This window comes from Pseudomonas sp. S60, assembly GCF_016647865.1.
In the GTDB taxonomy this organism is placed as follows: domain Bacteria; phylum Pseudomonadota; class Gammaproteobacteria; order Pseudomonadales; family Pseudomonadaceae; genus Aquipseudomonas; species Aquipseudomonas parafulva.
The window spans coordinates 35,472-57,732 of record NZ_JACVVH010000029.1; the positions used below are offsets into that span (position 1 = coordinate 35,472).

The following is a 22,261-nucleotide window of genomic DNA, read 5'->3' on the forward strand; positions in this document are numbered from 1 at the left end:
CCCCTCTGCTACCAACTGAAACGCAATCCCACGTTGGCGCCCCAAGGTTGCTCGACGCGCCCACCGCTGGCGTAGTCGAAATCGGCATGCAGTTGCAGGCGGTCGTTAAATGACACTGCGACACCCGTACCGATCTCCTCCCGAGAACCCGACACATCGTTGTTGAAACGGTTGGCGTTGACCTTAACTTCGTTGTCGTCCACGAACTCATGCGCATACGCCAGCCGTACATAAGGCTGCACATGACGCCCCTCACCTAACGTAAAGGTCTTGCCCAGGGTGACCCCGGCCTTGCCCAACAGCGAACGGGTATCGTCGCCATTGGCCCGCATGCCGTTATCCAATCGATAATCCTTGCCCTGTATGGTCGCAGCCGACCACTGCGTGTAAGGTTCGATGAAATAACCCTGAGCCAATGCGAGGTGGCGACCGAACTCGATCGAAACGCCTGCGCCAAGGTTGTCATAGCGGCCCTTGGTACGCGCACCGTCACTGAGCGTGACTTTCGAGTCGTTGGCAAAGCGGTTGGCTTTCACCACACCGTCGAAGTAGTAGCCGCTTTGAGCATCAAGCCACGTGGTGTAGAGCCCGAGGTAGTAGCTTTTGACCTGAGCGGAGGCACCACGGGACATGTTCAGGTCCGATGTGCTGTGGCCCGCCATGACGCCGATCAGCCATTGGCCATCGCCCGCCGACAGCGGCGCATCGGCCCCCAGCGAGAAGCCCTGCTGGGTCTGCGTATAAGCGCTGCCGGCGGCACCATCGACGTTGTACTTGTTGCCATAGGCACGCCCCCACGCCCCCGCCTTGCTCTCGTTCAAACGCAACTCACCCATCCGGCTGCGCAAGCTGGTGAGTTCGCCATACCAGACGGTCGGCGCGGTATTGAACAGTGCCAGTACCGATTCCGTGCCAGGGCTGATGAGCTTGCTCGCCCCATCCAGAAACCAGTCGTTGCCACGCTGCACCAGTTCGTAGGAGAAGGTCCCGACATCGACCGGCCCATTGAGCAATGCAAAGGAGGCATCACCCGCTGCCGTATGGATCAGGTGCACATCGTTCTCGGTGACAGGGTCCGCGCCGCTACTGCCCACCAACAGGGTGTGGTTGCCCGTCGCGGTACCCACGTCCAGGAAATCGGTCTGCCCCGTGCTGAAATCGGCGTCCATGATGAAGGTGCCATTACCGGACAGCGAGCCTAGCGACAAGCGCTGATACTGGTCGGCCTCACCGAAGCGAACAGCGCCACCGCTCAGGGTCAGCGCCCCGACCTGACTGTCCTCGACCATGGTCCAACGGGCCTGGTTGGCCAGCGTCAGACCCGCGACGTTTTCCAGGCGACCGGTAAGGCTGGCCTGGTTGTCCAGGGCAAGGTTCGCCGTGGAGCCGGTCTGCACGCGTACATCGCCAACCAACTGAGCGCCATCGACCTGCAAGGTGGCATCAGAGTTGGCAACCACGTCGAGCAACACCCCATTGCTGCCCTCCAGCGTCGTACCGGGGCCGACAAGGATGCTCGCCTTGGCGGGGTCGAGCAGCTCTTCCCCGACCACGATCGCCGAACCATTCAATCCCTGAACGCGAGTATTGACCAACCGCACCTGGGCCGCCTCGTCGAAATCGGCATCGCCCTGGATGCTCAAGCCGGCGTTGGCGCCCGTCAGCGTACTGCCCTGGGCGCTCAATACACCATTACCAAACAACTCCACCGCGGCAAACTCACCGTTGCTCACCACTGTGCTATTGACCAAGTTCAGCGTCGATGCCCCTGAAACCAGAGCACCGCCCTGCCCGCCCTCGATACGGCTGTCGCTGACGGTGGCGGTCGAGCCTGCAGTGCCAACGCGCTGCAAACGCAACCCCAGGCGATCGCTGATGATACGCGTGTCATTGCCAATGGCCGCCTGCGCGCCCGCCCTGAGCATGATGGCATCGGCGCCCGAAGCGTTCACCGTGGTGCCTTGCAGGTTCAATCGCGCGTTATCGCGCGCATCGATACGCTCGACGCTAGCGCCCGTCGCGTTCAACGTCGCGCCGGGATTGAGCACGTAGCGGTCCAGCGCAGTGGTTTCGTCGATGGTGAGGGACTCATCCACCACGGTCACAGCACCCGCCGGACCGGCGACCAGCAAAAATGCCGAGGTCCGGAGGATGGCGCGAGCCAGCGGCGCAAGGGTGAAAGTGCGTAAAATCGCCATTAGGCTAATTACCTCAGGTTATAGAAAGGGATCGGCCACCCGGGCCTTTTGCCCACAAGCGTACGATCCACTCTCCTAAATTCCTGTAGGAAAAGTCAGATCTATTGATGCAACCCGATAAAAGTCAGGGCGAAGGCAGCGCACAGCTCCCACCCGCATCATGCATGGAGACATAGACCTCTTCTTCTTTCGACGACCCTGGCTTGCCGTGCAGCGTGAACTCAAACCGCACATAACCATAGCCATCCCGGTCATCCTCATCAGCCTCATAAATCGGCAGTACATAATCCACATAAGGGATGCGCCAGATGAACCCCTTCAGCGTGTCCGCATCCAGCGTCACCTCTTCCTCATGCCCAGCCTCCGGAATTGGCGTTTTGTCAAATGCGGTGGTCGCTCGCCAGATCATCTTGATCGTGTCACCCGCAGCCAGCCCCCATTGCGAAAGCTCTGCGACGACCACGCGGATGGCAGGATCATCCGCATGCGGTGGATCACTCCAGATCGCTTCGCAACGCAACATGCCGTTACTCGCTATGCCGTCGAATTGCGGAGCATCAGGCACGACGACGACAGCGTCCACCACCACAGACGTTTCCTCAGGTCGCGCAGCATTGGGGTTCGACCCACGCCTGATTTCATAATGCATGGGCACGGTTCTGTTACCGGTTGAGAGAATGTACGCCCATGGAATACTCAGCGAGATTTCCGTACCGACTTCAGCAGCGGTGAGCGGATGGTCGGCCTCGGCAACATGCACGCCATCCCAATACAGCGAAACCACATCCTTGTCATCGAACGCCGCATCGATCTCGATCAGCACGTCAGCAGGTTGGCCTGCATCGGTGTCGATCAGCTCGTTCTCTTTCTTGGAATTTCGACCGAACACCTTGGCGGGAAGCATGACTGGATTGATCGGCTCCGGCCAGTCGGGGTTGCCAGGGCCAAATCGCTCCAGATTGACCTTCACATCGATAGTGGGGTTGGGCTTGGTCAGCAGGACGGTACCGCGGCGTACTTCGTATGCCACTTTGGCGACCTTTTCACCTTGAGCGGAGGGTCCACCGTATTCCGTCAGGATATCAAGCGCGCTGACACTGAATTGCAACGGAAAGGTGTCCGATCCAATGGCACGCCACTCACTGGTAGCACTGCCCCACAGTACACGCACCTCGTCAGAGGGCTTGTGATTGTCGAACCGCAGAACGTCCACGACAACACCCAACGCGACGTCAGCCTGATCGATCAGTCCATCCGCCGCCAAGTCCACTACCGGCAAGGCAAATGCGGTTGGGAAAGCGCCCAGTGCAACACCGACCTGAACGGGCTCGGACACGTGGGAGAAGTTGCCGGCCTTGTCGATGAGCACGTAGAAAACCGATATGCCACCATCACCCGTCGCCTCGATATGGGCCTGCGGTATATCGAGGGTCTGGGCTGCTGCCGAAGTAAGGACCGCCGTGGCGGCGGGAGGCGTTTTAAGAGGGTCTTCCGGAACCTTGGCCAGCCAAAAGACACGAACCGTGTCCTTTTCCGCCCAGTTAGGGTTGGCCGGAATAGTCACCTTGACTTTGTCTTTGTTGGCCTCGAGCACATCGGTAATGGCGGGAGGCGCAGGAGGCACATCTCCGTAATAAGGATCCATGCGGTCGAAGATCAATGCCAGCGGCTCGGAAACCTTGACCGATCCATTGAAGGCTATTACTTCGTAGACAAAAGCATGCCTGCCCTCCGCCATGGCGTCCAGCAGCAGTTTTTCAATCTTTGCCGGAATGGGAAAGTCAGCCTCATCCGCCCGAGAGTACTCACCGCTGAACAGTTCGTCCTCCGACCCCTCGACATGAAGAACGACGGTGTCCTTGCGTCCGCTCAATGCCCATTTCGGAATGGACAATACAAAATCATCCCCGCCTTCTTTCAATACAGCGCGCCACACCGTGTTATCTGCCGGGTCTGCCAACAGCGCGGGATCGATGGAGGGCGCAACAAGGTTATCATCCAACGAAACTTTTGCTCGTGCTTTACGCGCCATGGCGCGCGCCTGTTGCGGAGTCAATAATGGCTTGAGCATATCTACACCTTCCCAAAAATAGAACGTGAAATTAACTAAGTTAGCCACCCACCAGTCATGCCCATTTCGTCATCACTGCGGCACAAGCACAACTGGCATTTCTATCAGGTTGACGTTGCGACAAACCGTGCTACTTGAAGGCTTCTCCGGAGTCACTGCCTTGACTGACCAATCGACCCAACGGATCGTACCCGTACGCGGACAGCTGCCCCTGCGCTGGATCCGCCACATTGCACAATTGGCCTAGCGCGTTATATTCAAGTACACGCCCGGCTTCATCCTGGGTCATATTGCCGTCGGCGTCGTAGGACAACGTAATGTGTTGAGGATAATCCGGGTGCGTATTCTCGATACTGCTCAATTGTGCCGGATCGGTGTTATCGAACCGGTACGTGGCCATGTTGTTGCCTCCAGGGAAGACCGTTTGTACATGGGTAATATTATCGAGCGCATCGAGGCGGAACAGCTGCCGCTGAATAACTTTTCCGTAGGGATCTACAGGTGCATAGGCAGCGTCTGGTGCAGTGCAGGTATAACGGGTCAGCCGCCCGCGACCGTCGTAGTCATAGACTTCATGGCGCAGCAGGGTGTCTTCTGATTTCAGGTACTTGTCCGACAGCGCGTCGGTGACATGGTAATCCTGAGTGAGCGTCTGCGGTGCTCCATTGATATCGAAATGGCGACGGCACTCCCTACCGAATTCATCGTAGTCCAGTGTGGTGGTGAGGTATTGATCGTCCTCCGACGTGTGGGTACGGCTTAAACGGCCGAGGGCATCGTAGTCAAATTCCGCCGTGAGCGTTCCTAACCCGGTCTTTTCGAGGCGACCGGCATTGTCATAGTGATAGGCCTGGACATCGCCGTTGACGTCCGTGTAAGACAGCGCCCGGCCCATCAGACTGGTGGCGTGGTACATGGTGTAGGCCTGGCCGTCTTGCACCCGCGTCTCCACCTTCATTTCGCCAGTGCTGAAATACCCACGCTCGAGCTGCAGCCCTTGCTCCTCACACCTGAGCAAGCGGGCATTGTCGCTGTCGAAGACATAAGTAGCCTGCGCTTGCGAGCCGCGTATATGGCGTACTCTCGGCTCGTCGGTCAATTGAAGCGAGTATTCGTAATCGATGTATTGCCCGGACGGCGTCAGCGTTGACATGGGCTGACGCTGGCCCGGCGCGTAGAAGTGCAAACGTCGGCGACCACCGGTGATGGATTCGACCAGCCTGTCGAGGCCATCGTACAGTTGTTCTCCCAGGACAATGCCAGCGGCGCTGATCAAGCTAGGCAAGTCATCCGTGCTGTGCGCGGCATAGTCGCGGTGCACCACCACGTTGTCCGCCAACGTCTCATCCACCAGCCGGTCGAAGGCGTCATACGCGTAGCGTTTGGTCTCCTTCCTGGCATCGACCTCACGGACCTTGCGTTTGAGGCCGTCATAGAACGTCTGCTCGACACTGTACGAGCTACCTTCACGTGTGAAACGCTCGACTCTCACCGGCAGTTCGAAGCGGTTCAGCCAGGTCTGAATCACGGCGCTCTTGTGACTGCCATCGGTGGACTGGCTCCAGGCCGTCTGTATCGGCCCTGACGATTCAGCCGTGCCGATCGGGTCAGTCTGCTCGTAATGGCTGACGCCATCCGGGCCTGTCTCGCAACAGGCCTTTCCCCAGTTGTCGAATTTATAGCGAGTGACCAGTTCAAGCACGCGGCGTCGCTCGGGCTCATCGTAATCGAGCCAATCGTATTCGGTCTGCGCGATCTGATTGCCCAGGCAGTCATAGGCCGCGCTCAGCACCGGACGATAGTTCTGAGCCGCTGCCGTCGAGGCATTATCGGCGTCCTGACGTTCCCGGCTGACCTCGCGATTCAGGCCATCGACCCAGCTACGTGTAGCCACATTCTTGACATCGATCAGGGTCTGCCCTGCCCTGCCACCCGCTTGTGACACCAGGGTATAAGCGTAACGACGTGACGAGGTAAATTGAGGGTCGTTCGGGGCGACCGTTTCCTTGGTCACTCGCCGTAGGGCGTCGTACTCGTAAGCGATCTCGACGTCATTATCATCCCGGTCAAGCAACGGCTGGCCGATCAGTACCGATTCACGCCGGGTCAAGGTTTTGCAAGCATCCCGCACGCTGCCATCCGGCAGGGTCGTACCATGGTCGAATCCAGTGATGGTCTGAATCGTCTGCAGCACGTGGTGTCCGACCTTGGGATCTTTTTCGTACTGATGGCAGACCGTGGTTTCCAGCCCGCCGACACTGTGAACCCGGGTTTCGAGGCGTCCATGCAGCAGCGCGACATCAGGTTGGTCCAGATACCGGTAGTGGATGACCTGCAGTGTATCTCGTTGCTGGCCAGTGATCTGCGCTTGCTCCTCCTTAACCATCAGCAACCCTGGCGGTGCACTGCTGCTGGCGACCACACTCAGTGCCTGATAACGATAGTGCGTGCTCAAGGTCTGCGCGCCCGGCAGCGCCTCGCCAAGCGGATGTGCGGTGTCGGTACGCAAATGCCGCGAGAACCCGTAAGGGTCGGGTGGGCAGTTCCAGGGCGTGGGCGCACCCGGCTCGTCGCTCGGCTCGCCGGCGGCCGGGTACCAGGTGCGCACCTTGAACAGCGTGGTGGCCAGGGTACTGGCTTCGTCGATGCGCTGATTGGCGTCGTACTTAGGCGCCGCGGGCTCGGATTCGAGGACCGAGTTGCCGTGTTCGTCGAAGCGCGTGAGGACCACCTCTTCGCGCAGCTTGGTCGGGTCATCGCGCAGCTTCCAGCGTTTGGTCACCGCATAGGGCAACTGGAAGTAGGCAGGCTGTTCGTCGAAGGCCTTGCCGGGTTGTTCGTGGTAGCGAGTTTCGGTTTCCTGGATGTGGCCGGCCTGATCGATGACATGCAACGTCATCAGGTGGAAGCGGTTGAAGGTGCTGGTCATGGTGCGCACGACCGGCGCCTTGTCGTCGTTGCCCTCATCGTCATCGACCTGCAGGTACTCGACCACGGTGCCGTAGGTGAAGGCGCTGTCGGTGGACTTGTAGAGGTTGTCCTCACCATTGTCGGCCCAGGTGATGCCGCTGCCATAGCCCAGGAAGTTATTGCTGGTGTACTTGTAACGGGTGACCATGCGCGGCTGCCCTGCGCCGGGGTCGATGACATGCCGGGTGACGCGTGGCAGGGCCGGGTGGGCATCGCCGGGGTAGCGGTGGCCCGCATCGAGGTATTCGATACGCTCGACGGCGCCGGTGGGGGTGCTCACCTTGCTCAGGCAGGACAGCCCACGCACTTCGGTGTACTCCAGGCGCCAGCTGGCCTTTTCGTCGGTGGGCAACTCGATGGCGTAGGGGCGCCGCCGGGCCGGGCTACCGCGGCTGTCGAGGAGCATCCGGTAGCTGGCCAACGGTGTACCGCCAGGGCCGGCGCCGGGGTGCAGGTCGAGGCGGACCTCACCGCTGGCGTAGCTCAGTTTGAGCAGCACCAGGCCGGTGTCGTCGGTGAGGGTTTCCAGCCGGGTGGTGCCGGCAAGGTAGCCGAGGGTGACGGCATGGCCGGTGGCCGCTTCGACGCGCACTGGCAGCGCGACCCGTTGGTCGCTGGGGCCTTGGCTGTGCAGGTGCTCGACCAGGCCGGACTTGTGCACGATGCGAAAGCGCTCGGCGCTGTCGGTGTGGAAGTGGAAGGTATCGAGCTTGCGTTCGCGAATGGCGGGCTGCCCACCGTCGCCGGTGACCTTGAAGGTTTCGCCGGTGTGCAGGCTGAGCATGCGGTTGGCGGGGGTGTACTGGCTCAGCACCAGGGTCCAGCCGACGCCAAAGCCGCTGTCCAGGTCGCTGAGCGGGTTGAACGACAGGCGCAGGGGCAAGGCCGGGCCGCTGAGGTCGTTGCCGAGCAGTTCGGGCAACTGGATGGCCAGGGTGTACTGGCCGGTGCGCGGATCGACGCTGTTTTCCAGGAAGCTGAGGAAGTTGAAGGCGTTCGAGTGGATGATGGTTTCTGTGGTCATGGGAACTCCATGCTGCACCGTAATAAAGTGAATCAGGCTCGCTCGAAACAGCAGCGCCCACTTCGACCCGAAGTCCGGGCGCCCTACGAGCAAGCATCAATAAGGTTGGACCTGATGTGCATCACTGCCGGGGGCAATACCGCCATCGAAAGCATCAGACCTCCCAGCAATCTCTGACTGAATGAATGGGATGGCTGGCGTGTTCGAGGGCGGCTACGCAGTAATTGGCGGCTCTGCCGCTTTCAATGGCAGAGCCAGACGCTACTCAATCTTCAAGTCACCAGGTAGACAGCACTAGGGTGTTTCGATTATCCGGCACTGTGGGTGCCGGAAATGCGATCTGAACGCGGTGCAGATTCCCGTCCTCATCGCGCAGAGAGAAACGAAGTGCTGAGTCCAGATGCTTGCGATACGCCTGCTCCTCTCCCCCATCGCCCATACTGTCGTGCCAGTACGGCAGGTCGTGCACGCGGTTGAGGCTAATCATCAGGGTTCCCGGCGCGGGTACCTGACCTGGTTCGAACACGCTCCTGAGTTTGCTGAAGCTGACGTCCTTTTCCTCGACCATGGTCTGCAGCCAACTGCTCAGGGTGACGTTTTCCGGCGCCGGCGTGTCAGCGTAAGGTTTAGGGTTGAAAGCAACCCCCAGATAACTGGCATAGGTTTCTGCAAATTGCTCACTTTCCCAACGTACCGCCGAAATCTGGCCCTCGATCCGACACGTCGCGAATAGCGCTGGCAGCACACCCTGGCGCTTGTATTCCAAGGTCCAGTAATCAGTCGACTCCTTACGGTAACTGAATTCGTCATCCCCTATGGTCTCACCCAAGCCATTCCATACACGCTTGCGTGCGAAGGTGTAGTCGGTCAGGGCTATGGTCGGCGGGGCCTTACTGCTGATCCTCACTTTGCCTTCCTTGTCACGCGAGTCGAATTCGCCCCCCCCGTCCTTGGTAAATTTGGCGTAGAGTTCCACAGCCGCACTCGGTTTAGCACTTTGCAGGTACAATACCCGCCTGACGGTGGCCTTCTCGCCCTGTACATGCTCCCCCGGTTGTTGTCCGTCTTGAGTGCGGAAGCGATTCGCAAGATTATTGATCGCCCAAGGCAAACCACTGTCGGGGTCCATGCCCTCTTGGCCGGGATCGATGAACGGTACTTCGGCATTACTGACATTATCGTAGAGCTTCAACGTCGACAGCTCTGTTGGCGTCAGCGGTATCTCAAGCTTCTCATCACCGACTTCTGCCGTTTCAATGGTGATGAGTACCTGAATCTGTTGATGACCGTTCGCATAACATTCAGCGCTGCCGCGTACGGTCATCTCGAACTTGTTCAACGCGCGCCAGGTAGGCGGGGTTACGTTTTCTTGCAACAGTTCGACAATCGCGTAACCACTCGAACGACTATTGATGTCGGCCATGATCACGCTCACGACCCCTTCCGCTTGTTCAGGAGGCGTGAACAAGCCTTCTTCGTCGATGAACCCTTCACCAAAGTAACTCCATGTCACGTCTTTCTGATCCTTACCCTCGACCTTGAACTGAATGGGCACACCCGCATCGGCGGAGGGTACATAGGCGGGGCTGACTGTCAGGTCTGCCGGGTAGGCGATGATCACAACCGTAGCCTCTGCGTAGGCGCGAGTGCTGGTGTCGGTGACACGTATCGTCTGCAGCTTGATTTCCGGAACGGAGTCTTCTGGAGCGGTGGGTGTGAATTGCGCCAAGGTCCCGTTGATGACATCCAAGGTTCCCAGCGCTTCACCCTGCAGCGACCACTCTACGCTGCCGCCGCTGGTTTGCGCGACGAGGTCCACAGGGTCCATTCCCTTGCTCCAGGCCGCGACTCGGGGCGCAATGGCGAGTGGCTGGGCCACCTCGACCACCACGGCAACACGCGACTGATCCATGCCTGCGGCCTGAAAACGGTTTGAAACGACGACAACCTGTTCTTTTTGCCTGAATCGTTTGGCGGGTAGCGCTGTGTAGGTACCCTTGTCAGTGATGGTCCCGGTGGCGCCGCTGAGGTTCAAGCCAGCCGCCGCCCAGGCAGATGCCGCGCTGGATACGGCTGTTGCATTCTGCTTCAAGGTGAAGCTGCGCGACTCACCTGCCACCACTTCCGTACGCAAGGGTTCGACGGTGAACGTACGCTCTGAGGTCTGGACATTACCGAAGATCACGTGATCGAAAGGGTCGTGCGACTCATCGAGGCTGAGTCGATGTGCATTGGGCAGCTGCACTCGCCTTACGATCGGAACCGAGCCTGCCTCGGTCAATGAGTCGCTTCGCGCGAAACGTGTCAGGTGTTTGGCGAGCAACAGCGTCGCATTGTACTCACGGACACCCTGCGTACTGACGTCATCGGGGATGAGATAGGGGAAGCCACTGCCGCTTGCGGGCAAGCTACCCGGTGCAGAGTTGGCTCGTAGTTGACAGAACAGCACAACAGCCCCCTCACCTGCTTGTGCAGCATTGGGGTGAGGCTGGGTCAACACATTGAAACGCTGGATACCCAGAGGCTCATAGTCATTGAAATCGAGCGCCGCGATGACGAACGCTTTGCGATAGGCCGGGTGATCTTTGATACGCTTGCCCAGCACTTCGCCAATGACAATGGGTGCTTCCAGCGTCTTGCCAAGGTTGCACCTGAAGCCAGAAGCAGAGGACAAGTCCAGCAGCAGCTTGCCATGATCCTCCGCGGACCCGGTACGCACCCCAAGGTCAACCTTCATCGTCAGTTGGTAGCCCATGCCCTCCCGCAGGTTCATGCTGTGCCGAAGTTGCGGTGGGCGACCTGGCAAATGAACCCAAGTGGTGTAAGTACCTGTCAGGATATTCATCGACAGCGTTAGCTTGCTGTCGCTCAAGGCAGCGTCCGCGAATGACACCTGTGGTACACCCAGCACCATGTTGGACAATGTGACCCGCTCTTCATGGGTGTCATCGGTGCTGAAACTGGCCTCAAACGGCAAGAGAAAACTCAGGTCGTTGAACGATGCGAGGTACTGCTGTTCGAGCATACGGTTGATCTGCGAGCGATCCATAGCAATGATCGCACCCCAGTCGTGCATGACGTCACCCTTGGACAAACGGTCCAGTAGCTGGGCTTTGCTGTTGTTGATCATGATTGCACCTCACCCTGTGTGGAAACCAAAACCTCAGAGGCCTGGGTGACTTTCGGCTGGAAGAATGGGAACGGCAGGATGGCGTAGGTCCAGTACCAGCCGCGGTCATTCTCCTCGATCGCCGCCACTACGGCATACGGCGCACCGCCTGAAGCAGGAGGGGTATACAGCCCGTCCTCGAACGTGCCATCGCCTGTCACCAGGAACCATTGGTTGTCATCCGGGTCGACAAGTCGCTCGCCCTTCTTGTCTCTGGTCCAGTGGGTCAGCTGGATGGCTGTGCCTTTTTCCTCGTAGGTGAACCAGTTGGTCTCAGGCTCCAGAGGCACTAACACATCAATGACTTGGTCCTCTAGGCCGGGTGCGCTTAGCAGAATCTGCTCATGGCCCAGTACCTGAGCCAAATCCTCCGAGGCTGTCCAGAAGCCCGATGCACGGTGCTCGAGCCAGGCGTCGCTGATTTGCGCCACCTCGAGCCCGCGCTGCTCGTCAAAGATTCGAATGGACGCGCTGCTGGCCGGAGGCGAGACGTAAACTTTACAGGTCAGGTCAGGATCGGTTGAATAAAAGTCCTTCAGTTCACCCTTGGCACCCTCCGACAGCTTCCACGTGAGTACCTGCCCGCCGAGCGCAGCCGCCGTGATCTTATAGTCGACCTTCCCTGTCGATACGGCCATGACCAACGGGTCAATACCAATCTGCCGGGTAACGAGATGAATCAGGGCCTGACTGCTGTTGCCGGCCTCGGTGCGGGCCGTGACGATGACCCGTTTGTGCTGAATAGAGGCCATTGTCGAGGCACTGGGCGCGGTGTACATGCCGGTTGTCTCATTGATGGAACCGACATCACCTGTCTCGCCGGCCACATTGCTGACCGACCAGGACGGTCGTAGGTTGGCGGGGTCGCACGTGAATGTGAACGTGCTGCCCGCGGAGATGATCTTTTCGATGGGATTGATCTGGAAGCCGGTAACGGACGGCGCCAAGTGGCCGGGAAGTGTCATATCGCCCGGAATATCGGCAGCGGACGGACTAGCGGTTTGCTTACCGCCTTGAAAAAGCAGACCGTTCAAACGAAACGCGTCAATGTTATCACCGACCACCTTGAGCTTTTCGATAACCCCACCAACGACGCCCAACACATAAGCGCGGATGAATTCCTTAATCTCCTCTTGGTGCGGACCCAGTTCGCGATCTCTTATAAGTAGCTCCCAACCTTCACCAATCTCGAACTGCCGCGAGTCATAGACTTTACGGAATTGAAGGTGGCCACCAGTGACATCCAGTTCATATCGAAGGTGAACCGACCAGAATGGGCGAATTGGCACACCAAGTATATTTCCTGACTTACCTTCCACTGAAATCCAGGTATCTGTTATACCCGACCACCAACCGGTAATGGCGTGATGTGCATCACCGTCGAGTTTTTTACGATAGACCTCGAAACTCGTCTGTTTATCTGACGCGTCACTGACGAACCTCAAACCCTGCTCGTGCACTATAATATTGTTTGTATTTTCTGTTTTCCCGCTGAACTCAGGGAGTATGATAAGCCCACTGTTCGCCTCCATCCCTGTGTAATGCGCTCCATTTTCGCCGCCCCGAAAGGTAACCTGCACCGGCTGCGTGGGCTCTTCTGCATTTACCAGGCGGCACCACTGCTTAACGAGCTCTTCGAAAAAATACCTGCCAGACAGCAGAATATTCATACTGAAATCGTCTGGCAGTAAGTAATGCATATCCTCATCTGAAGGCGGCAGCGTTCCCGACTTACCGTTTTTCATCTTGATGAAGGCCAATACGGCTCCATCAGCTGCCTGCTCGGCGGCCTCTTTGACAGTGGCCGCGACCGTGTCGCTTGCCGGGGCTGCGTGCGTGCGAATGAGGAACGTTTCAGGCTGTAGAAAATCGCCGGGATTAACCGCCAACCTATTGAGCTCGAAATGTTGCTTTTCCTCCGGCCATGCTTCGAAAATTTTCTTGAAACGCTCCCCCCCCAAGCGGTTTTCTTCGTCCGTGTCCGCAAACGTTAGGTAAAACTGCGTGCCCTTGGTCATGTCGATCTGTACGGCGCCCGCATCTGTGACGCTGCCTGCCGACTTCTCCAGTTCGATACGCACATGCAAGGTGGCGCCATTGAGCGCATCCGCCATCTTCAAGCGGGTGATTTTAGGGTGGGAATCGCCCAGGGCTTTACTGACACTCAGTTGTCGACCACCGACGATGCGCATTGACAAGTCAGCACGCGAACTGCTAATCGAGGCATGTTCGAACGACAACCTCGGCTTATCAAGTACATAATCGTATGTGATTTCCCAGCGTTGCCCCGGCGTAATTTCGGTGGTGAATGTCAACGGTTCGAAATAACTGTTTTTCGAAAACCGTTGAATATATTCCTGGATCAACAGGCGGTTCGCCTTGTTGCGGTCGTACGCCAGAATCGCATCCCATCCCAAGGTCCTGGGCGCTTGCGACAAATAGGCAATGAATTGCTCCAGTGATTCTCTGGCCATGATGACACCTCATTCTTTATGCTGTAACAGCTCTGTTCAGGGGTTCAACGTCAGCCGCAACGGTGAAAACGGTACGGTCACGTCGTTGTTATCGACATTCTCGAAATTGACGCTCACCTCAAGGGTGAACGTCTCCCCAAGCTTCTGCTCGCGCAGGGTTGCCAAGGGAATGCTGGCCTCGACACGTCGGCTGTTTGCTTCAGACTCACTCACCGCAGTGGCACGGATGATTTTTACCAACGGGGCGCCCGTTTGCTTCACGCCTTGAAGCACGATGCTCAGTTTTTGCCCGCTGGCCATGAACGGCCATCCTGCCAACTGCAGTGCGGCGCCTTCTCGTTCGGCTTTCCTGAGCGACAACCCCTGCCCCTCGGCTTGCGGGCAACTGATCTGTGGGTAGCTCTGGATAGGAAGGGGCTTGATCCGCAGGTGGTAACGAGAAGACTCCACGTACGTCGAATCCGCCTTCACCAGCCGGTAGAACACGGCAAAGCGCTTGTCACTGGTGTTCTCGGCACGCTCCATGTTGGCGGCAATCGCCGCAGCGGGAACTTTGAAGCGCCAGGGCCAGGCGGGATCGACGGGATCGCGGGTGATGTGAGTACCGGCATTCGGGCGGCCCGCCCAGTGCACCTCCACAACCTCACCCTGCCTCAGGCGCACTTGAGGCACGCTCAAATAGGCCCCCGCCATTACATCCTGCGCGGCCAGCCAGCCTGAGTCGGGTTCAGTGCCCCCCTCGGCAGTGGCCTGCTCGACCCGCACAGGTAGCAGGTCCCTGGATTCGACGATTTCGATCTCGAGCGGCTTCGAGCTCATGCCAAGCCCTTCGCGGGCACATTGATAAGTCAACACCAGGCGCTCTGTGGCCATCAGGTGCTCCGGCGCAAGCCTGAACCAAAGGCGCCCCGTGTGCAGGGAGCTCAAGTCGGTGCGCAGGGCAGCTGCCCCGACCTGCTTGTCGGTGTGCAAAAGCGCCCAGTCCGATGCATGCAGGTCCGAGTACAGGGGCAAACGCACACGCAAACCATCCGGGAAGTCGACAGGGTCCAGCGCACCCCCGCTGTAACCCTCGACCGTTGGTTCTGGCAACAGTGTCGCGGGCATAGCCCCCATCCTGAAACACTGCGTCGGGCCCTGGACCGGTTCCGTGATGCCCGCAACGATGATCTGGTAGGACACCTCGGCATAGCTGTCCGGAAAATCCAGCCAGTCGAATTCAGACTTTGGAACCGTTCGCAGGATGGGCAGGCCGACTGCTGACTCCTCCAGCACAGGCTCCCTGTCGATCCAATCAGTCGGTGGCCCACCACTGAAGCCGCGAAAAAGCAGCTTGACGTCATCCCCAGCCTGCATTGACTGGTACGGCGGAATGACAAATGTCACCCCTGTATTGTCGAGTGACGGTGGGTCGATCCACAGCTCATGGGATTGCAATGCCTGAGCGACGGGCATGTGCTCCATCCGGTGTGGGCGCACACCGACAAAACAGAAGCGCCGAGGTGACGTCCCCAGGTCCGGTGTGGTGACTGTGTAAGAACAAAAGGCGTAACCCTGATCGGCCTCGACCAGGTAGCGATTGAGCAGTCGCACCTCCACCAATTGCTTGGCAGCATCGAAATTGTCTTCGCTGACCTCGACGTACACATTGAGTATGTCCAGTGCCTCACCATCGGGCGAAGCCCCCCACCAACTGAAGGAGAAGGCGTCGTCGAGCTTGATCCCGTCGTAATGAATGCCGATGGTGAGGTCATCGCTGCCAAGCACCGCAAGGTCTATTTCATCGTAGGCATTGAGCAAGCTGATAGTGGGCGCATTCAGTGCAGCGTGCGTATCGCGCTTGACCGTCTTCGTCAGCGGCATGGCGTATCTCTCCGTGAGTGTTCATGCACTCAGTTATAAGACCGCCCAACGCCTGGGCCAACTGGTAAAACTACCAGGTACGGCTCGCCGGCCCGTTTTATCTGCGCCCAGATAAGACTGGTAGTTTTACCAGGTGTCAGAGGGGGAGGTACTCGATAAGCTGATCTCGTCGCGTTTGTTTCCCGGTATAAAAGTTTCCCGGTATGAAACAAGCCTTGTATTCCCTATTTCGCACAGCGCTCACGCTTTTCCCGAGGACATCTTTATGCATTCCAGACACTTATTAATCGGCGTGTTGTGTTCCACCTTTTATGTAAGCGCGGTGCCCCCAGCGATGGCCGCGGCGGAAGACACTGGAACAATCGTCTTTCTAGATCCCGACAGTGCAAAATGTTCGTTGTCGTTCCCTGGTCCGGGTGCAGGGACGACAGTACAGTACAACCTGACAACGGCGGGTGCAGCGGGGCCAGGTAATTGCAAAGACTTTAAAGTCCGCTCAATGCAACTGGTCAATTTCGCGTCTGCAGCGACCATTCTGATGACAGAAAGCCCTTGGTGCAATACGTCAGCAGGCAACAGCGATCACTGGATGAGGTTGAAAACCATCAGAAACCCGACCCACACGCAAGCCTATGAAGTTGAAGATCTTTACACTTACCAAAAAGGGGCCATCATCACCCCGGGGCTTGAAATGGTCGATAACTACCTGAAGTCCGGCGAGTCGGGGCGTGATACCGTCAAATGTATTCAAGTTGCTATTTCGTCTGCGCCGGGCGGCCCAAAGATACCCGGGTCGAACGCCCTTCCTGAGTCTCCTGCATGGTCAGAAGACATGGAAGAGAATTGGTCATACTATGAATGCCCTGTCGGGCAAGCCATGACAGGCCGTCGGCACAAAGGTGATGAAAACGGCAAGACGGCTTATCAATGTGCAACCTTGAAGCAAGAAGGCAAGGCGCTGGAAATCAAGGACTCTCGCTGGCTGGATCCGCTGTGCGAATCTGGCAATGAAAAAGAATGCAAGACTACTGCGTCCGGTGGTTCACCCGTCATACAGGTTGAACAGCCGCCTACCGTGCAAGCAGCCACCGGCATTTGGTTTAACTGCCCAAATAACGAAGTGCTGGACGGCCGCCAACACCAAAGCGATGAAAACGGGGAGACCAAATACCGCTGCGGGAAAGTCTTCAGCGGCACGCGGCAATTGCAGGTGACGCCCGCAACAACATGGCAGGCGAGCCAAAAAGAGAGCACCAGCGAATTCACCTGTGCCCCCGATAGCGTGATGGTGGGCCGCTGGCATGAGGGTGATGAAAACGGCAATACGCGCGTTCGCTGCGCCACGTTGCGTTGATTTGTCACCGCCTGCCATAGGAGCTTATTGTCATCATGAATAACCACTCGAACGCCTTCAACTTCCTCAGCTTCCTGGAAAACAGCGTCGATCCGCGTACCGGCCAGTACACCCTGGCCATCCAGTTGCCCGAACTGCTCGGCAACGACCTCAGCGGCCCGGCCTTGCCCCTGCGCCTGTCGTTCAACCCGCTCAGCGACCTGGACAGCGGCTTCGGTGTCGGCTGGACCCTGGTGCTGAGCCAGTACACCCCCGCCACCCGCATGGTTAGCCTGCACACCGGCGAAACCTTCAAGGTCACCGGCGACGGTGGGCAGCCCACCATCCGCGAACGCAAGCTCGATACCTTCCACTTCCATGCCGACAGCGCCGAGCGCTTTCGCATCGTGCACAAGTCCGGCCTGGTCGAGCACCTGCACAGCCAAGGCCCCAGCGACCAACGGGTCGCGCTGCCAGTGCGCGTCGAGGCGGCCACCGGCCATGCCGTCACCCTCGGCTACCTTGCCGGCACCACCCGGCTGGAAACCCTCACCGACGACACCGGCCTGGTGCTGCTCAAACTGAGCTACGCCAGCGGTGAGGTCCGCCTCGACCTGCACCCCGGCGCCGGCCCTGGCGGTACACCGTTGGCCAGCTACCGGATGCTCCTCGACAGCCGCGGCAGCCCGGCCCGGCGGCGCCCCTACGCCATCGAGTTGCCCACCGACGAAAAGGCCAGCTGGCGCCTGGAGTACACCGAAGTGCGTGGGCTGTCCTGCCTGAGCAAGGTGAGCACCCCCACCGGCGCCGTCGAGCGTATCGAATACCTCGATGCGGGCCACCGCTACCCCGGCGATGCCCACCCGGCCCTGCCACGCGTCACCCGGCATGTCATCGACCCCGGCGCAGGGCAGCCGCGCATGGTCACCCGTTACAAGTACACCAGCAATAACTTCCTGGGCTATGGCAGCGGCATCACCTGGGCCGACAATGGTGAGGACAACCTCTACAAGTCCACCGACAGCGCCTTCACCTACGGCACCGTGGTCGAGTACCTGCAGGTCGATGACGACGAGGGCAACGACGACAAGGCGCCGGTCGTGCGCACCATGACCAGCACCTTCAACCGCTTCCACCTGATGACGTTGCATGTCATCGATCAGGCCGGCCACATCCAGGAAACCGAGACCCGCTACCACGAGCAACCCGGCAAGACCTTCGACGAACAGCCTGCCTACTTCCAGTTGCCCTATGCGGTGACCAAACGCTGGAAGCTGCGCGATGACCCGACCAAGCTGCGCGAAGAGGTGGTTCTCACGCGCTTCGACGAACACGGCAACTCGGTCCTCGAATCCGAGCCTGCAGCGCCTAAGTACGACGCCAATCAGCGCATCGACGAAGCCAGTACCCTGGCCACCACGCAGTTCAAGGTACGCACCTGGTACCCGGCCGCCGGCGAGCCGAGCGACGAGCCGGGTGCGCCCACGCCGTGGAACTGCCCGCCCGACCCTTATGGGTTCTCGCGGCATTTGCGTGGCCTGACGGTTCATCCAGCCACAGCGACAGGGGTCGAGCAAACAGCCAAAACCCTGCGTACTCGTTATCGTTATGCCACGCTGGCCGTTGTGACTAACAGCGCTGCACCGGCTGGGCTACGCGCCACGCAAGAAGAACTCGTCCAGGTGGACGACGACGAGCAGGAAATCTCCCTGCAGGTTGCGACAACCTGCTATTTGCACACGCCGGACAACCCCTTCCTGCACGGGCGTGTCGACAAACAGACCACCACGCTGAAACACGAAGACGACACGCCAGACATCACGACGGAAATTCGCTACTTCCATTCACGCATCAAGGATGCCAACGGCGCGGAAAGCCTCATTCAGACCCGGCAGACATTCAAAGGCCATGACCGGCTGGAGAAGGCGCTGCACAACTCGGTTTCCCGGTACACCGGATACGATATGCGACGTGAGGACCTGAACGGCGTCCACATTCATTACGCATATGATGCGATGGGCCGACTCATCAGCGAAACCGTGGCGCCCGACACCGACGACGAGGCCACGCGTCAGTACCGCTATACCCTGCCTGGCAACCCAGGAGAACGACCCAGCCAGAGCGTTACCGATGTTCAGCAGGTGGTGACCCGCACCTGGTTCGACGGCTATAACCGCACGTTGAGCGAAGAGCGGCAAGTGCAAAGCGACGATGGCAAAACACGGAACTGGCACTGCGTCTATGACTGCCAGTACGACAGCCTTGGCCGCCTGCAATCAGAAACGCGGCACGATGTATTGCAAGATGACGGCACGCGCTCGATGACCACCACATTCGGTTACGACGCTTGGGGCGACACCAGCCATACTACCGGCCCCGATGGCGTGACCCACCGCCGTGAACGCTCGCCGTTCGGCAGCGACGGCGACATCATCCGCACCTGGCAAGAGCGCCCCGCAGAGCCCGAGAAACAGCGGGTGCTGATGATCAGCGAGTTTAACAGGCAGGGTAAACCTGTGCGGGAAACGCGCGAAGACCTCGCTGGCAAGCAGGTCGGCGCGAATGATTACAGTTATGACGGCCTCGGACGCTGCGTGAAGCAGGTACAGACCTTACGCGACCCCTTGAACGAGGCCCGTGCGCTCGATCGCACCCAGCGTTTCGTTTACGACGTCTGGGGCCGAATGGTCGAACGCGAGCGCCCCAACCGGTCAGTGCTCAAGCGCACCTTCGCCGCTCACACCAGCGCCGAGCTCACCACCCATCTGACCCTGCGTGCTAGCGCCACGGCACCTGAACAGACCGTTATCAAGCGCGAGTTCGACGGGCTCGACCGACTGGCGAAGACCACGGTCGGAACCATGGTCGATGTCTACCGCTACCAGGGTGATCAGATCAAGGTTCACCGTCATGAGCGCGGCAGCGGCCGTTCATCGACCTTTGGCTACCGCCTCACGCTCAATGAACAGCCTGTGAGCATCGCGGTCAACGAAGAGTCGGAACCTAGCCTGAAGTACGCCTTCACGCGCAAGGATTCGTCCATCACCAGCGCCGTGAACCCAGCCGGCGAACGCCTCTACGACTACACCGATCAGGGATTACTGCGCCAGGAGCAATGGAAAGCCACCGACACGGCCAATAGCTACAGCATCGACTATCGCCATTCCTTGCAAGGACTGCCGCTGGGTCAAAGCAGCAGTGACGGCGAAAACACCGTTCATGAGTACGATGATCTGGGGCGTCTGAAGAAAACCACCGATGGCAGCCTGGTCGCCGAATTCGACTATGACGAGGATGGTCGGCCAAGCAGGACCCTGACGACGGATGCCCTCAGCGGGCGCAAGGTCACCGCTGAACAGACCTATGACGACCTGGGGCGTTACCTTGAACGCACGGTAGCGCTGGATGATGGCTCCACGCACACCCTGAAACTGACCTGGCGCGACGACGACCAGTTGCACGAGCGGTCACATTACTGTGATGGCGCGCAATTGTTGAAGGAAACCTTCAGCTATGATGATCTCGACCGCCTGACGAAGATCGATTACCAGGGTACCCAGCTGCCACGCAACCGCGCCAACCGTGAAATCGTCATGGAGATGTACCGTTTCAACGACCTGGACCACCTGACCCAGTGTCAGACCCGCTTCGCTGACGGGGCAGCGGACATGGCGGTGTTCACCCCGAAAACCGATGGCAGTTTCCAGTTGCAGTCGGTGACGCATACGCTGCAGCCCGATTACCCGGCCAGCCAAACCTTCCGCTACGACGAAGACGGCAACATGCTCAATGACAGCCGGGGCAACCAGCTCAGCTATGACGAGCGCGGTCGCCTGCAGGAAGTCCGCAGCCCAGACAACAGCGTGTCGTTGGCAACCTACCGCTATGACGGGCACGACCATCTGATCGGCGTGCGTGACCAATCCGGTATCGAAGAACATCGCCGCTACCAGGGCTATCGGCTGAGCCGTACCCAGCGCGAGCAAATCGTGACGCGCTACCTTCATGGCGGTGAACACCCGCTGGGCATGCAGCGCACAGGTGTGAGCGACGAAGTCAGGCTGCTGCTCAGTGACACCAGCGGCAGCGTCATCGGTGAATATGCCGCCGATGGCGTACATTCCGCGCATTACAGTGGCTACGGTGAGCGTCCGGACGCCGATGAACTGCAATGCCCATTCGCGTTCAATGGCGAAATTCGCGAGCCGGGCCTGGACTGCTACATGCTGGGTAAGGGCTACCGGGTGTACGAACCGGAACTCAAGTGTTTCCGCAGCAGGGACTCGCTGGCGCCTGAAGACGCCGGTATCAACCCGTACATGTACGTCCTGGGCAACCCGGTCAACTGGCAAGACCCCACCGGGCATCTCAGCCAGCGAGGAACAGAACTGCGACGCGATCCACGACCGCCTTACACCGGGCAGCCAGAGCCAGAGAAAAAGAAACTCGGGTTCATGGATTTCCTGCTGCCGGTCATCTTCGGCGCCGTTCTCCTCATCGCGACGGCAGCCGCGGTATTCACCGGCGGGCTGAGCCTCGCCATCGCGGCGAAGGCAGCGGTCGGGTTGGCGGGGGTCGGGATGATGATTGGATCTGTGATAGTCGAAGAAGGGCCGGCGAAGGACGCCCTCACCACGATTGGCTTCTTACTCGCGACCGCTGGTATCGGTGCGATGATCCAATCTGCGGCGGCGGGGGTTATAAGCAAAGTTGCGGCCAAGGGCCTGGCTGCTCAAACCAGAAGCAGTGTTGAATACACTAACGTGCTGCCAGTGCAAAGTGGGTTCAATATTCCCAGAGCTAATCTAAAAGTTCCTGCCACGCCACCAAATAGTCCTGCCACTTCGCGTACAGTTCGTGGTAATGCCGCTCAACCACCCGCTAGTCCATCGCCGGATTACTCGCTGAACGATTCGCCTCGCGGCAGCGTGACGCAAGCTCCTTCAACAAGCACTCAGGCGATAAATGTAAAGGCGCCGTTGTCGCCTGTGGGTCCCGGGCCTTCCCCAGACATGATTGCCAATGAGGCCCTCATTAGCAGGGCGAGGTTAAATCACATCCACTTGGAGCAAAAAAACTTCAAATTAACTAAGCAGAACGGCGCTGTAGGAACCCCTGTTCAAAAAACCTGACCTCACCTGACACATTCGAGGGCTTCA

8 protein-coding genes are annotated in these 22,261 nt (G+C 58.9%); 2 read left to right on the plus strand and 6 right to left on the minus strand.

What is annotated here, in order from left to right; genetic code table 11:
- Positions 1–8: 8 nt before the first annotated feature.
- The 6 genes from IAE33_RS15770 to IAE33_RS15795 form a co-directional block, all read right to left on the minus strand.
- Positions 9–2,198: an autotransporter outer membrane beta-barrel domain-containing protein gene (locus IAE33_RS15770; RefSeq protein ID WP_201164202.1), complete on the minus strand. Its 2,190-nt coding sequence runs from the start codon at positions 2,196–2,198 to the stop codon at positions 9–11.
- A 124-nt stretch (positions 2,199–2,322) separates the two neighbouring features.
- On the minus strand, positions 2,323–4,269 hold the full coding sequence (locus IAE33_RS15775; protein WP_201164203.1) for a hypothetical protein: 1,947 nt from the start codon (positions 4,267–4,269) through the stop codon (positions 2,323–2,325).
- Between the two features lie 130 nt (positions 4,270–4,399).
- Complete coding sequence (locus IAE33_RS15780) at positions 4,400–8,263, minus strand: RHS repeat domain-containing protein (protein ID WP_201164204.1); 3,864 nt, start codon at positions 8,261–8,263, stop codon at positions 4,400–4,402.
- Between the two features lie 277 nt (positions 8,264–8,540).
- Positions 8,541–11,393: a hypothetical protein gene (locus IAE33_RS15785; RefSeq protein WP_201164205.1), complete on the minus strand. Its 2,853-nt coding sequence runs from the start codon at positions 11,391–11,393 to the stop codon at positions 8,541–8,543.
- Positions 11,390–13,906 (minus strand): hypothetical protein, encoded by a 2,517-nt coding sequence (locus tag IAE33_RS15790; RefSeq protein ID WP_201164206.1) that lies wholly within the window; start codon positions 13,904–13,906, stop codon positions 11,390–11,392. The genes IAE33_RS15785 and IAE33_RS15790 overlap by 4 nt, the downstream gene beginning before the upstream one ends.
- Before the next feature lie 36 nt (positions 13,907–13,942).
- Positions 13,943–15,769, minus strand: a complete 1,827-nt coding sequence (locus tag IAE33_RS15795) for a hypothetical protein (protein ID WP_201164207.1) — start codon at positions 15,767–15,769, stop codon at positions 13,943–13,945.
- 265 nt (positions 15,770–16,034) lie between these two features.
- Here IAE33_RS15795 and IAE33_RS15800 point away from each other — a divergent pair, with 265 nt between their 5' ends.
- Together IAE33_RS15800 and IAE33_RS15805 are read left to right on the plus strand one after the other, a co-directional pair.
- Positions 16,035–17,123 carry a hypothetical protein gene (locus IAE33_RS15800; RefSeq protein ID WP_201164208.1) on the plus strand — a complete coding sequence of 363 codons (1,089 nt, stop codon included), beginning with the start codon at positions 16,035–16,037 and terminating at the stop codon, positions 17,121–17,123.
- Between the two features lie 35 nt (positions 17,124–17,158).
- The gene (locus tag IAE33_RS15805; protein WP_201164209.1) at positions 17,159–22,234 is read left to right on the plus strand and encodes an RHS repeat domain-containing protein; all 5,076 of its coding nucleotides are present in this window, start codon (positions 17,159–17,161) and stop codon (positions 22,232–22,234) included.
- Positions 22,235–22,261 lie beyond the last annotated feature (27 nt).

What these genes read in the sequence shown, in the direction of transcription:
- IAE33_RS15770 (WP_201164202.1), bottom strand. Translation starts at nt 2,198, where the DNA reads ATGGCGATTTTACGCACTTTCACCCTTGCGCCGCTGGCTCGCGCCATC.
- IAE33_RS15775 (WP_201164203.1), bottom strand. Translation starts at nt 4,269, where the DNA reads ATGCTCAAGCCATTATTGACTCCGCAACAGGCGCGCGCCATGGCGCGT.
- IAE33_RS15780 (WP_201164204.1), bottom strand. Translation starts at nt 8,263, where the DNA reads ATGACCACAGAAACCATCATCCACTCGAACGCCTTCAACTTCCTCAGC.
- IAE33_RS15785 (WP_201164205.1), bottom strand. Translation starts at nt 11,393, where the DNA reads ATGATCAACAACAGCAAAGCCCAGCTACTGGACCGTTTGTCCAAGGGT.
- IAE33_RS15790 (WP_201164206.1), bottom strand. Translation starts at nt 13,906, where the DNA reads ATGGCCAGAGAATCACTGGAGCAATTCATTGCCTATTTGTCGCAAGCG.
- IAE33_RS15795 (WP_201164207.1), bottom strand. Translation starts at nt 15,769, where the DNA reads ATGCCGCTGACGAAGACGGTCAAGCGCGATACGCACGCTGCACTGAAT.
- IAE33_RS15800 (WP_201164208.1), top strand. Translation starts at nt 16,035, where the DNA reads ATGCATTCCAGACACTTATTAATCGGCGTGTTGTGTTCCACCTTTTAT.
- IAE33_RS15805 (WP_201164209.1), top strand. Translation starts at nt 17,159, where the DNA reads ATGAATAACCACTCGAACGCCTTCAACTTCCTCAGCTTCCTGGAAAAC.